This is a genomic window from Trinickia symbiotica (genome assembly GCF_002934455.1).
GTDB classification, from domain to species: Bacteria; Pseudomonadota; Gammaproteobacteria; order Burkholderiales; family Burkholderiaceae; genus Trinickia; species Trinickia symbiotica.
In genome coordinates this window covers 459,414-472,481 of the sequence record NZ_PTIR01000001.1, presented here as the reverse complement: position 1 = coordinate 472,481, position 13,068 = coordinate 459,414, and the positions used below count along the sequence as shown (strand labels likewise).

Sequence of the window (13,068 nt, the reverse complement as noted above, 5' to 3'; positions counted from 1 at the left end):
CTGCGTTATGCGGGCAACCGTGCCAGCTGCGCGCTCAGCTTGGCGACAGTATCGCGGTATTGTGACAGCCTTTTCTGCTCCTGCTCCACGACCGCAGCCGGTGCTTTTGCGACAAATGCCTCATTTCCGAGCTTTGCCGCACATTTGGCGATCTCGGCATCGAGACGAGCAATTTCCTTGCCTAGCCGTTCGCGCTCGGCGGCCACGTCGATCTCGACCTTCAGGACGAGCTTATCTGAACCGGCAATCGCGATCGGTGCGCCATGCGCTTCGGCATCGAGCGTGGCTTCGTCGGCGATGACCCGCACTTCCGATAGCCGCGCGAGCGCTTGCGCGTACGGCGCGAACGTGCGCCATGCCTCGGCGTTGCCATGCACGAGCAGCGGTACCTTCGTCGCCGGCGAGAGGCTCATCTCGCCGCGCAGGTTGCGGCACGCATCGATCGCGGCCTTGAGCTCGTCGGCCCAGCGCTCGGCCGCCTCGTCGATCTTTTTCTGTTCCGCGCGCGGATAGCGCTGCACCATGATCGACGCCGCGCCCTCGGCAGCGTCTTGCGGCCATGCGTCCGTAAGCGGTGCAACCTTTTGCCAGAGCGCCTCGGTAATGAACGGAATGATCGGATGGGCAAGACGCAGAACGGTCTCGAGCACGCGCAAGAGCGTGCGGCGCGTGGCACGCTGCTGCTCGGGCGTGCCGTTCGTCAATTGGACCTTGGCGAGCTCGACGTACCAATCGCAGTACTCGTCCCAGACAAACTTGTAGATGGCGTTGGCGACGTTGTCGAAGCGGTAGTCGGCAAACCCTTTCTCGACTTCGGCCTCCACGCGCTGCAGCAGCGAGACGATCCAGCGGTCCGCCTGCGAGAAATCCGTGTAGCCGCCCGGTCCGCAATCGCCAGGCGCGCACGGCCCCGGCTTGCTGAAGCCGCAGTCGTGTCCCTCACAGTTCATCAGCACGAAGCGTGTCGCGTTCCAGAGCTTGTTGCAGAAGTTGCGGTAGCCCTCGCAGCGCGCGAGATCGAAGTTGACGTTGCGCCCGAGCGTCGCCATCGATGCCATCGTGAAGCGCAGCGCATCGGTTCCGAAAGAGGGGATGCCGTTCGGGAACTCCTTGCGCGTCTTCTTCTCGATCGAGCTCGCTTGCTTCGGATTCATGAGACCCGTCGTGCGCTTGGCGACCAGCGCTTCGAGCTCGATGCCGTCGACGATGTCGATCGGATCGAGCGTATTGCCCTTGCTCTTCGACATCTTCTGGCCTTCGTGATCACGCACGAGGCCGTGCACGTACACCGTATGGAACGGTACCCGGTCCGTGAAGTGGGTCGTCATCATGATCATGCGCGCGACCCAGAAGAAGATGATGTCGAAGCCCGTCACGAGCACGGACGACGGCAGGAAGCATTCGAGATCCTTCGTCTGCGCCGGCCAGCCGAGCGACGAGAACGGCACGAGCGCCGACGAGAACCAGGTGTCGAGCACATCCTCGTCACGCCTCAATGCGTCCGTGTAGCCACGCGCGGCGGCTTGCGCGCGCGCCTCGTCCTCGGTGCGCGCGACGAACACCTCGCCGCTCTCGCCATACCAGGCCGGGATTTGATGGCCCCACCAGAGCTGGCGCGAGATGCACCAATCCTGAATGTTTTCGAGCCACTGATAGTAAGTGGCCGTCCAGTTCTCGGGTACGAATTCGATCTCGCCATGCCGCACCACTTCGAGCGCGCGCTCGGCGATCGACTGGCCCGGGTGGAAGGTCCCTTCGGGCGCCGGCTTGCTCATTGCGACGAACCACTGATCCGTGAGCATCGGCTCGATCACGACCCCTGTGCGGTCGCCGCGCGGCACCATGAGCTTATGCGGCTGCACCGATTCGAGGACGCCTTGCGCCTCGAGATCGGCGACGACCCGCTTTCTGGCCTCGAACCGGTCGAGCCCCCGGTAAGCGGCGGGTGCGTTGTCGTTGATTTTCGCGTCGAGTGTGAGGATCTCGATCTGCGGCAGACCGTGGCGCTGGCCGACCTGGTAGTCGTTGAAGTCATGCGCGGGCGTCACTTTCACGACGCCCGTGCCGAATTCGCGATCGACGTAGTCGTCGGCAATGATCGGGATTTCGCGATCCGTGAGCGGCAGTTTCACACGCTTGCCGACGAGATGGCGATAACGATCGTCTTCCGGATGGACCATCACGGCGACGTCGCCGAGCATCGTTTCAGGGCGCGTCGTCGCGACCGTCAGGTGTCCGCTGCCCTCGGCGAGCGGATAGCGGATGTGCCAGAGGTGGCCGTTCTCTTCTTCGCTCACCACTTCGAGATCGGATACGGCCGTGAGCAGGACCGGGTCCCAATTCACGAGCCGCTTGCCGCGATAGATGAGCCCTTGCTCATAAAGGCGCACGAACACTTCGACGACGACTTTAGACATCTTCTCGTCCATCGTGAAGTACTCGCGCGACCAGTCGATCGAGGCGCCGAGCCGCCGGACCTGGCCCGTGATCGTCGAGCCCGATTCGCGCTTCCACTCCCAGACGCGTTCGAGGAACTTGTCGCGGCCGAGGTCGTGCCGCGAGACGCCCGCCTTGTCGAGCTGCCGCTCGACGACGATCTGCGTCGCGATGCCCGCGTGATCGGTGCCGGGCAGCCAGAGCGTGTTGTCGCCGAGCATCCGGTGGTAGCGCGTCAGGCCGTCCATGATCGTCTGGTTGAACGCGTGGCCCATGTGCAGCGTGCCGGTGACGTTCGGCGGCGGCAACTGGATCGAGAAGCTGGGGCGGCCCGGCTCGAACTTCGGGGCGGCGTAGCCGCGTTTCTCCCATTCGGGACCCCAATAGGCCTCGATCGTCAGAGGCTCGAAACTCTTCGCCAGCGTGGTGTCGCTCATGGTTCAAATCCGCCGAAAGATGCGTATAAAGATCGTGAAAAATGCGTCGAAACCTTGAATTATAAGCGCCCGGAGCCCGCATGAGCCGGGTCGGCCGTTCGGCCAAGGGCTTCGCGCGGCATCGCGCCGTATAATGGGCGCCGCGCCCCGCTTATCCGCTCTCCGAATGCCCGATCTGCTCGCCAATCTCAACCCCGAACAACTTGCCGCCGTCACGTTGCCGAACGAGCCGGCGCTGATTCTGGCCGGCGCCGGCAGCGGCAAGACGCGTGTGCTGATCACGCGGATCGCCTGGCTGATCCAGCAGCGGTTCGCCACACCGGCGACGGTGCTCGCCGTGACGTTCACGAACAAGGCCGCCCGCGAAATGATGGGGCGGCTCACGGCCTTGTTGCCGATCGATACGCGCGGCATGTGGATCGGCACGTTCCACGGCCTTTGCAACCGGATGCTGCGCGCGCATCACCGTGACGCCGGCTTGCCCGCGACGTTCCAGATTCTCGATACGGCCGATCAACTCTCGGCGATCAAGCGACTCATGAAGGGCCTCGGCGTCGACGACGAAAAGTATCCGCCGAAGAACCTGCAATATTTCATCAACAACGCGAAGGAACAGGGTCTGCGGCCCGATCAGGTCGACGCGTCGGACACGTTCAACCAGAAGTTCGTCGAGCTTTATCGCGCGTACGAGCAGCAGTGCCAGAGGGAGGGGGTGGTCGATTTCCCCGAACTGCTGTTGCGCTGCTACGAATTGCTCGTCCATCACGCGCCGCTGCGCGCTCACTATCAGGCGCGCTTCAAGCACATCCTCGTCGATGAATTCCAGGACACGAACAAGCTGCAGTATGCGTGGCTCAAGCTGCTGGCGGGGCCGTCGAACGCGATTTTCGCGGTGGGGGACGACGACCAGTCGATCTATGCGTTTCGCGGCGCGAACGTCGGCAACATGCGCGATTTCGAGCGCGAGTTCAACGTCCGGCATCTCATCAAGCTCGAGCAGAACTATCGCTCCCACGGGTACATTCTCGACGCGGCGAACCAGCTCATCGCGAACAACGCGCGCCGGCTCGGCAAGAATTTGCGGACCGACGCGGGCCATGGGGAGCCCGTGCGCGTCTACGAGGCCGCGACCGATACGCAGGAAGCAGCCTGGGCCGTCGAGGAGATTCGCGCGCTGATGAACCAGGGCCTGGCGCGCGGCGAGATCGCGGTGCTCTATCGCAGCAACGCGCAATCGCGCGCGATCGAGCACACGCTCGTCAGTGCCGGGATTCCTTATCGCGTCTATGGCGGCTTGCGATTCTTCGAACGCCAGGAAATCAAGCATGCACTCGCCTATTTGCGCCTGATCGACAACGGGAACGACGATACGGCTTTCGCGCGCGTCGTCAATTTTCCGACGCGCGGCATCGGCGCGCGCACGATCGAGCAATTGGCCGATGCGGCGCGGCTTTACAACTGTTCGATGGCCGCGGCCATCCCGTATGTGACGGGCAAGGCCGGATCGAGCCTCGCTTCGTTCGCGAATCTGATCGCGAAGATGCGCGTGGAAACGGAGCGCATGAGCCTGCCCGAGACCGTCGAATATGTCGTGCGCACGAGTGGGCTTGCCGAATTCTACGAGGGCGAGCGCGAGGGGCAGGACAGGCTCGAAAACCTGCAGGAGCTCGTCAACGCGGCGACGGCGTTCGTCAGCGAGGAGGGCTATGGGCTCGATACGCCCGCTCGCTCGATACCGCTCTCCCGCGGGGCGAGCGCCGCGCCCGAAATCGGCTTTTCTCCCGACGATGCCGGCGATCCCGCGACGACGGTGCTCGATGCGCCGGGGCTCGATGAGCCCGCGCAGAATCCCGATCTCATGACGCCGCTCGCGGGCTTTCTTTCGCATGCGTCGCTCGAAGCCGGCGAAAGCCAGGCGCAGGCCGGCGAAGACGCCGTGCAGCTGATGACCGTCCACGCGGCGAAGGGGCTCGAATTCACGGCCGTCTTCATCACCGGGCTCGAAGAAGGTCTATTCCCGCACGAGAACAGCGCGATCGAGCCCGAGGGGCTCGAGGAGGAGCGCCGGCTCATGTACGTGGCCATCACGCGCGCGAAGGAGCGGCTCTACCTGTCGTTCGCGCAAAGCCGGATGTTGCATGGGCAGACGCGCTACAACATCCGCTCGCGGTTTTTCGACGAACTGCCGCAGGAAACGCTGAAATGGCTGACGCCGAAGGCGGAGGCGGGTGCCCGTTGGGGCGGCCGCTCCGACAATGCGGGCTGGGGGCGCGACTGGTTTGCGCGCCCCGATCGGCAGCAAGGGCGCTACGGCGGGAGCTACGGGGGCTATGCCGCCACCGAAGGTGCCGCGGCCGCGCTGCCCGCGTTCGCGAACGAGCAGCGCGAAGCGGACACGGGCTTTCGCGTCGGTCAGCAGGTGTTCCACACGAAGTTCGGCGAGGGTGCGATCACCGCGCTCGAGGGCAGCGGTGCCGATGCGCGCGCGCAGGTGCGGTTCAAGCGGCACGGCGAGAAGTGGCTTGCGCTGGCAGTGGCGAAATTGCAAGTGGTCGAGTGAGGATCGAGTGAGCGAAAACGACGGTAAGGCTAAGGCTAAGGCGACGCCCCCCTTGGGCATTTTGGCGGCGCTGCCGCAGGAGCTCGGCGATCTCGTCGATGCGATGCGTGCGGAAGGAACGATGCGCACGGTCACGCTCGGCCGTCGTGACTACCATACGGGCACCGTGCACGGCGTGCCCTGCGTCGTGACGCTGGCGCGCGTCGGCAAAGTGGCGGCCGCGGCCACCGCCGGCGCGCTGATCCATGCGTTCGGCGTCGGCAAGATGGTCTTCACGGGCGTCGCGGGCGGCGTCGGGCGCGAGGTCCGCGTCGGCGACATCGTGGTAGCGGATTCGCTGTTGCAGCATGACCTCGATGCTTCGCCGATCTTTCCGAAATACGAAGTGCCGTTGCTCGGACGTGCGCGCTTCGACGCGAACGGCGCCCTGGCCGACCGCCTCGCGGCAGCGTGCGAGCGATTCGTGACCGACGAAGGCACAACACTGACCGAGCGGTTTCGCCTCGATGGCGTGCGCGTGCATCGTGGAATGATCGTGAGCGGCGATCGGTTCGTTTCGAGCGAGGCGGAGGTTCGAGCGCTTGCGCTGGCGCTGCCCGATGCGCTCGCCGTCGAAATGGAAGGCGCTGCCATCGCTCAGGTCTGCTACGAGCACGATGTGCCATGCGCGGTCGTGCGCACGATTTCGGATACGGCCGACGATCATGCGCACATGTCGTTCACATCGTTTCTGACCGATATCGCCGGCACTTACTCTTCCGGCATTCTCCGGCGGTTTCTCGACCTGTACGCGGCGGCGTAAGACAAAACGGGCGCCGCCTGGCGCCCGTTTGCACGGATAGGGGCCTGACCAGCAGGCCTATGCCTTCGCGCGCTTGCTCTCGATGTTCGGCAGGAACACCGTCAGTATCCCGAGCAGCGGCAAGAACGAGCAGACCTTGTAGACGTACGAGATGCTCGTCGCATCGGCGAGATCGCCGAGCACCGCCGCACCGACGCCGCCGAGACCGAACGCGAAACCGAAGAAGAGGCCCGCCACCATCCCGACGTTGCCGGGAATCAGCTCCTGCGCGTAGACGATGATGGCCGCGAACGCCGAGGCGAGCACGATACCGATCACGACGGTCAGCACACCCGTCCAGAAGAGGTTCGCGTAAGGCAAAAGCAACGTGAACGGCGCCACGCCGAGAATCGACACCCAGATCACATACTTGCGGCCGATTCGATCTCCGACCGGCCCGCCGATGATCGTGCCCGCCGCGACGGCCGCGAGGAACACGAACAGATGGATCTGCGCGGCCTGCACGCTCAGATGGAACTTGTCGATCAGATAGAACGTGAAGTAGCTGTTGATGCTCGCGAGGTAGAAGTACTTCGAGAATACGAGCAGCACGAGCACGCCGATCGCAAACGCAACGCGTTGCTTCGAGAGCGTCGGATGCGTGGCCCGGGCGCCGCTCTTCTTCTTCGTGGCCGGATGGCGGCTGTACCAGCGGCCGATGTTCGCGAGCACGACGATCGCGACGAGCGCCGCGACCGAGAACCAGGCGATGCTGCGTTGCCCGTGCGGAATGACGATCATCGCGGCAAGCAGAGGGCCGAGCGATGTGCCCGCATTGCCCCCGACCTGGAACAGCGACTGCGCGAGCCCATAGCGGCCGCCCGAAGCCATTCGGGCCACGCGCGACGATTCCGGATGGAAGACCGACGAGCCGCAGCCGACGAGCGCGGCCGCCAGGAGCAACACCGGAAAATTGGGCGCAACCGACATCAGCACGAGGCCCGACAGCGTGAAGCCCATGCCGACAGGCAGCGAGTAGGGCTGAGGCCGCTTGTCGGTATAGAACCCGACGAGCGGCTGCAGAAGCGACGCGGTGATTTGATAGGTGAGCGTGATGAGGCCGATCTGAGCGAACGAAAGCGAGAAGTTAGCCTTCAGCATCGGATAGATGGCGAGGATCAACGACTGAATCATGTCGTTCAGCAGATGCGAGAAGCTGATCGCGCCAAGCACCGGATAAACGGTGCGCTGAACGGTCGAGGCGCCAGCCGCGGACTGAGGCGGCATGGCGGTCTCGGCATTCGCCGCAAGGGCGTTTTTCTGCATTGCGAGCTTTCCCGATAGGAGAAATATGAATTTGACGCAGCGGCGTGGCAGTCCGGGTCACCCCATCGGCCCTGCCCATGACCCGAAGCAAGCGCTGACGCGCCAGCTACGGTGGCTATGTCGATCAGTTTAGTGTGTCGCGTCCGGACGTCTCAGACAATTTTTGTCGAGATCGAGACATCAACGCCATTCACCAGATGAATTCGCGGGGCCGTTGTCCGGCCGGAAACGAAATCAAAAGCGTCGCCTTGGCCCGCGCCATTTTGAGCCAATCGTTTTTTGTCTAGCTATAACCGTGCTCGCACGCGGCGAATGCCCGCTGCTTCCAACGATTCGCATCCGGGTTTTACCCGGGCCGCGGACACTAAAGCGGGCTGCGCCGCATGCCGTTAATAGAGGATAAGGCCGGATCCAGGCCGTCTGCGCGGCTCATGAGGCTGCGCGTCATAAGAAGGGGGTTCATATGAAGGCAGTTTCGCTCGGCAGGCGTTCGGCAGCCGGCTTCATTCCGAACGGCGCGGCGGCCGGCGGTCAATCGGGTCAATCGGGCCAATCCGGTCAACCGGAAGCCGGTGCGCAAAAGGGGGCGGTCAAGGCGCGGCAGGCCGGCCTGTCGGTAAAGGCATCGTTGCGGCTCGCTTTTGCGGTGCTGCTGGTGGGCACGCTCGCGATCGGCATCTTCGCGCTCGCGCAGATCAGCCGCCTCAATGCTTCGTCGAAGTCGATCTACGATCAGGGTCATGTCGCCAGCCGCGCCGCCGAGGAAGTGCGCGCGGGCGTGCTGCGCGCGAGCCGGGCGCAGAAGACGCTCGTCACCGCGACGACCGCCAAGGAGCGCGACGAGCTCGGCGTCGACATCGACAAGGGCCTCGCCGCGATCAACGGGGAGCTCGATACGCTGAAGCAGTACACGGACGCGTCGGACAGCGTCGCGCTCGCTCAACAAAAGAAGTTGGCCGATGCCGTGGCCGCCTGGGCGGGGCACCTGCGCGATTTCGTGACGCTCGTGAAGGCGCAGCCGCTCGATCTCACGCAGATGAACTGGCAGGTCGGAACGCAGGATGTTTCGCTGCTCGTCGAGACCGGCAAGCTCGAGAAGCTCGTCGACGAACTCGTTGCGCAGCGCGGCGTCGAGGCGAAACAGACGATGTCCGCCGCCGCGTTCATCTTCAAGTCGTCGTTCGTGATGATGGCCGTCATGACGGCGGCGCTCATCGTCGTGGCGTTCGTCGTCAGCGAATGGGTCGTGCGACGGCTCACGCGTCAGCTCGGCGGCGAGCCGGCCTATGCCAAGGACATCGCGAGCCGCATCGCCGCGGGAGACCTCGCCTATCCGATCGCGCTCGGCAAGAAAGACCGCTCGAGCATGCTCTATGCGCTCGCCGAGATGCAGACGGGCCTGGCCGCGACGGTCGGCGAAATCGCTGCAAGCGCCGAGGCGATCGCTTCGGCCGCCGGCGAAATCTCGATGGGCAACCTCGATCTCTCCCAGCGCACCGAGGCGCAGGCCGTTTCACTCGAGCGGACCGCATCGAGCATGGAAGAGCTGACTTCGACGGTGCGCCAGAACGCCGACAATGCCAGGCAGGCAAGCTCGCTCGCGAACAATGCGTCCGAGATCGCGTCGACGTGCGGCGAGGTCGTTTCGCGCGTCGTCACGACGATGGCCGACATCAACGACAGCGCGAAGAGCATCGGCGACATCATCGGCGTCATCGACGGCATCGCGTTCCAGACCAACATCCTCGCGCTGAACGCGGCGGTCGAGGCCGCGCGCGCGGGAGAGCAGGGGCGCGGCTTCGCCGTCGTGGCGGGCGAGGTCCGGTCTCTCGCGCAGCGCAGCGCCGGCGCCGCGAAGGAGATCAAGACACTCATCAATACTTCGCTCGAACGCGTGCAAAACGGCTCGGGCCTCGCCGAGGACGCGGGGCGGACGATGGACGAGGTCGTGAAGGCGGTCAAGCGCGTCACCGACATCATGGGCGAGATCTCGGCGGCCTCGTCGGAACAAAGCGCCGGCATCGAGGAGATCAATCGGTCCGTCACGCAAATGGATGCCGGCACGCAGCAAAACGCGGCGCTCGTCGAAGAGGCGACGGCCGCGGCGCGCTCGCTCGACGATCAGGCCAAGGCCTTGAAGCGCCTCGTCGGCCAGTTCAAGCTGCGTGGGCAGGGCACGTACGCGAGCCTCTAGTCGCGGTGAACCGGCGAAAGGACCACCGTGCAGGTCGTCCCCGCCGCAAGCACGAGCCCGTCCGGCACTTCGTCGATATGGATGCGCACGGGCACGCGCTGAGCGAGCCGGACCCAGTTGAAGGTCGGATTCACGTCGGCGACGAGCTCGCGGCTTTGCGGATTGTCGCGATCGTAGATGCCGCGCGAAATGCTTTCGACGTGGCCTTTCAGGACGCCGCCGCTCATCAGCCGCATTTCGGCCTTGTCGCCGATCTTGACGCGCTCGAGCCGCGTTTCCTCGAAGTAGCCGTAGACCCAGAACGAGTGGCTGTCGACGATGGCGAGCTTCGGCGTGCCTGCCGTCGCATAGTCGCCGCGATAGACCGAGAGGTTCGTCACGTAGCCGTCGACGGGCGAGACGACCGTCGTGCGCGACAAATTGAGCTTGGCCGCATCGAGCGCGGCCAGCGCCTGCCGGTATTGCGCCTCGGCGCTCGCCGACGCCTGCAGCGCGTTTTCGCGGCTTTCCTTCGAGACGACGAGACTATCCATGTCGGCGCGCCTTTGCGCATCGGCGCGGCGCATCTGCCATTCCGCCTTGCGCGCGGCGACCGCGGCCTCGGCCTGCTCGACGGCGACTTGATAGTGTGACGGGTCGATGCGCATCAACACCTGGCCCTTGGTCACGAGCTGATTGTCGGCGACGGGCAGCTCGACGACGGCGCCCGAGACATCGGGCGCGATCGTCACGATCTGCGCACGCACTCGGCCGTCGCGCGTCCACGGCTCGTCCATGTAGTGGATCCAAAGCGCGCGCCCGATCGCGAGCGCGGCGACGAATATGATCGCCGTCGCAAGAAAGCCTATGAGTTTTCTCAGTATCATGGTTCAGCTCGAATGATTGGCTCGATCGGTGAAGGTCGATGTCAACGGTAGACGGCGAGCCCGAGCGCCCCGCAGACGATGACGAGCAGGCTCGCGCGAAAGAGCGCGGGGTGCCACACCACGCGATAAAGGCCCAGCGCGCCGAGCAGCCGGTCGATGGCCCAGGTGAGCGCCGCGCCGGCAATCGATAGCGGCACCATGGCGGGGATGTAGGCGCCGAGCAGGGCAATGTCACGAGGCATGGGAAGCTCCGGTCTCGGATGTGCCGGCGCGAACGTCTTCACGGGCGGCCGGCGCGAAAGCGGCGAGCGGCGAATGCGGGTCGATGAGCGCCGTGCGCACGAAATGCAGATAGCTGAGGATGCGCTGCAGCCGGTGGCGCTCGTCGCGCGGCGGCTCGAACGTGATCAGCGCCTGCTGCACGGCGGCGATCGCGTCGATGGTCGCGGCGAGCGCGGCGTCGAGGCTGCGCGCGCTCGGACGCTCGAAGAGCGCCACGAGCGCGCCGCGTGCCCTCGAAATGCCGCGCCGCCAGGGCATCGAGGCCGCGTAGCGCGGATCGGGCGGCAACGCCTCGAGCTCGCCACGCAAGTCGATGACGGCATGGCCGAACTCGAGCACGACGACGAGCCAGGCGAGCGCCTCGCGTGGCGCGTCGCTCGTCTGCTGCTCGATCGCATGCGCCTGAAACGCGAGATCGCGCGCGCGGCTTTCGAACCGTCCGCGGACCCGCGCGAGCGGCGCGCGGCATGCGAGGACCACTTGGCGTCGCAGATCGGCGATGAAATGAGCGCGCAGCCAGGGCGTCGAAGGCGGCACGATCAGCGCGAATGCAAGCGCACAAGCGAGCATCGACAGCACGAGCGCGAATGCGCTGTCGGCATAGCCGGACGGATCGTAGCGCGTGACGTTGTCGGGACCGGCCAGCGTACAGAAGAAGATGCAATAGCCGGCGCCGATACCCGCGATCTTGGGCCGGGTCGTCAGGAAGACGCCGAGTGCGAGCGGAGGCGTCAGCGCGACGCAGAGCATCGGCAAGCCGTCGATGTGCGGATAGACGCCGAACTCGACGACGAAGCCGACGATGGCGGCCAGCACCGTGCCGATGCTCATCTGCGTCGCCATCCGCGTCGGTGTCGGCGACGACGATGCGAGCGCGGCCGTCGCCGCGGCGACGAAGACGAGCGTCCCGCCGTTCGGCCAGGCCGTCGCGATCCAGAACGCGCTCAATGCCCCCATCAGCAGCGCACCGCGTACGCCCGCGATCGCGGTCGCGACCGCGTTCGTCTTCGGCTCGTAGCGTTCCGGCGAGCGCTCGCGCTCGTGCGTCGCGGTGGCCAGCGACGCATAGGTGAGCGTGTAGGCATGCATGTCGTCGACGAACCGGTAGAGCAGTTCCGACGCGGTATCGAAGTCGAGCAGCGCGCAATCGGGCCGCGTTTCGATGAGCACGGTACGCGTTTGGCGCACGCGTCTCGGCAATTCCGACTTGTACGTTTGCAGCGTTTGCGCCGCGCGCGAGGCGTCGGCCGCCGAAAGCACCGGTTCTCCCGGCGTTTGCATGAGCGTGCCCAGCTCCACGAAATACGGCTCGAGCGCTTCCGTCGTCTCGGTCGCCTCCTGCGCGCGCAGGCGGTTCATGAGCTGATGCAACGCATGAAGCCGCGTGGACGCGGTCATGAACTCGCTGTTGAGCCGGGCGAGACGATTGCTGCGCAGGCGCGTCTCGGGTCCTTCGAAGACGGCGATGCTGCGCATCGCCTCGAAGCCGACAAACTCCGCGAGAAACTGAGCGTTGGTGCGTTCGACATGAGCGGGCTCGATGCGCCTCGCGAGCACGGCCGCGACGTAGTCGACGAACCGCGAGAATCGCGCGCGCACGGCGCTGCGCATCTGCTCGCTCGCATGCTGCGGCATGACGAGCGCGCTGACGAAGCCGGCGCAGAGCACGCCGAGCGTGACTTCCGAGACGCGCGTCATGGCCGAAATGAACGCGCCGTTGGGCTGCTGCGCGGCAGGAATGCCGATCAGCGCCGCCGTATAGCCGGCCAGCAGGAACCCGTACGAGCGGAAGTTTCGATTGCGCGCCGCGCCGGCCGTGCAGATGCCGGTCCAGATCGCGAGCGCGCCGAGGAAAAGCTCAGAATGCTGCGAGAAGAGCGCGACGAGCACGAGCGTCGCGACAAGACCGACGAGCGTACCGCCGATCCGGTAGAAGCTCTTCGCGAGGACGGCGCCGCTTTGCGGCTGCATAACGATGAAGACCGTCGTCATAGCCGTGCGCGGCTGCGGCAGGTCCAGCCGCATCGCGATCGCTAGCGCGAGAAAAGCGGCGGCGAGCGCTTTGAGCAGGTAGATCCAGGTGAGGCCATCGGTACGCCACCAGTCGACGAACGCCGCGCGCACGCCGGTGGCGTTCGAGGAGGTGGCACTTGCCGTTGCGGTGTCCGACATCGTCCGTGCCCTCC

At 65.2% G+C, this 13,068-nt stretch carries 8 protein-coding genes; 3 read left to right on the top strand and 5 right to left on the bottom strand.

The features are described 5' to 3' along the window. Positions 1-5: 5 nt before the first annotated feature. Positions 6-2,873: a valine--tRNA ligase gene (locus B0G57_RS02175; protein ID WP_018438943.1), complete on the bottom strand. Its 2,868-nt coding sequence runs from the start codon at positions 2,871-2,873 to the stop codon at positions 6-8. A 166-nt stretch (positions 2,874-3,039) separates the two neighbouring features. On the opposite strand from B0G57_RS02175, the gene B0G57_RS02170 reads away from it, so the two are divergent. Then, positions 3,040-5,433, top strand: coding sequence for a UvrD-helicase domain-containing protein (locus B0G57_RS02170; RefSeq protein ID WP_026229347.1), 2,394 nt, complete (start codon positions 3,040-3,042; stop codon positions 5,431-5,433). A 7-nt stretch (positions 5,434-5,440) separates the two neighbouring features. Beyond that, on the top strand, positions 5,441-6,235 hold the full coding sequence (locus B0G57_RS02165; RefSeq protein WP_051089947.1) for a 5'-methylthioadenosine/adenosylhomocysteine nucleosidase: 795 nt from the start codon (positions 5,441-5,443) through the stop codon (positions 6,233-6,235). A gap of 57 nt (positions 6,236-6,292) precedes the next feature. Here B0G57_RS02165 and B0G57_RS02160 read toward each other — a convergent pair whose 3' ends face one another. Next, on the bottom strand, positions 6,293-7,540 hold the full coding sequence (locus B0G57_RS02160) for an MFS transporter (RefSeq protein ID WP_018438940.1): 1,248 nt from the start codon (positions 7,538-7,540) through the stop codon (positions 6,293-6,295). Positions 7,541-8,003: 463 nt separating this feature from the next. On the opposite strand from B0G57_RS02160, the gene B0G57_RS02155 reads away from it, so the two are divergent. Beyond that, on the top strand, positions 8,004-9,734 hold the full coding sequence (locus B0G57_RS02155; RefSeq protein ID WP_018438939.1) for a methyl-accepting chemotaxis protein: 1,731 nt from the start codon (positions 8,004-8,006) through the stop codon (positions 9,732-9,734). Here the strand turns inward: B0G57_RS02155 and B0G57_RS02150 are convergent. The 3 genes from B0G57_RS02150 to B0G57_RS02140 are packed head-to-tail and all read right to left on the bottom strand — an operon-like array spanning position 9,731 to position 13,054. Beyond that, positions 9,731-10,600, bottom strand: coding sequence for an efflux RND transporter periplasmic adaptor subunit (locus B0G57_RS02150; protein ID WP_018438938.1), 870 nt, complete (start codon positions 10,598-10,600; stop codon positions 9,731-9,733). The genes B0G57_RS02155 and B0G57_RS02150 overlap by 4 nt on opposite strands. Positions 10,601-10,641: 41 nt before the next feature. Then, on the bottom strand, positions 10,642-10,842 hold the full coding sequence (locus tag B0G57_RS02145) for a DUF1656 domain-containing protein (RefSeq protein ID WP_018438937.1): 201 nt from the start codon (positions 10,840-10,842) through the stop codon (positions 10,642-10,644). Next, the gene (locus tag B0G57_RS02140; protein WP_018438936.1) at positions 10,832-13,054 is read right to left on the bottom strand and encodes an FUSC family protein; all 2,223 of its coding nucleotides are present in this window, start codon (positions 13,052-13,054) and stop codon (positions 10,832-10,834) included. The genes B0G57_RS02145 and B0G57_RS02140 overlap by 11 nt, the downstream gene beginning before the upstream one ends. Positions 13,055-13,068: the final 14 nt, after the last annotated feature.

Bases quoted from the DNA above. Each gene is read 5' to 3' on its own strand.
- B0G57_RS02175 (WP_018438943.1), bottom strand. From the start codon at position 2,873: ATGAGCGACACCACGCTGGCGAAGAGTTTCGAGCCTCTGACGATCGAG.
- B0G57_RS02170 (WP_026229347.1), top strand. From the start codon at position 3,040: ATGCCCGATCTGCTCGCCAATCTCAACCCCGAACAACTTGCCGCCGTC.
- B0G57_RS02160 (WP_018438940.1), bottom strand. From the start codon at position 7,540: ATGCAGAAAAACGCCCTTGCGGCGAATGCCGAGACCGCCATGCCGCCT.
- B0G57_RS02155 (WP_018438939.1), top strand. From the start codon at position 8,004: ATGAAGGCAGTTTCGCTCGGCAGGCGTTCGGCAGCCGGCTTCATTCCG.
- B0G57_RS02150 (WP_018438938.1), bottom strand. From the start codon at position 10,600: ATGATACTGAGAAAACTCATAGGCTTTCTTGCGACGGCGATCATATTC.
- B0G57_RS02145 (WP_018438937.1), bottom strand. From the start codon at position 10,842: ATGCCTCGTGACATTGCCCTGCTCGGCGCCTACATCCCCGCCATGGTG.
- B0G57_RS02140 (WP_018438936.1), bottom strand. From the start codon at position 13,054: ATGTCGGACACCGCAACGGCAAGTGCCACCTCCTCGAACGCCACCGGC.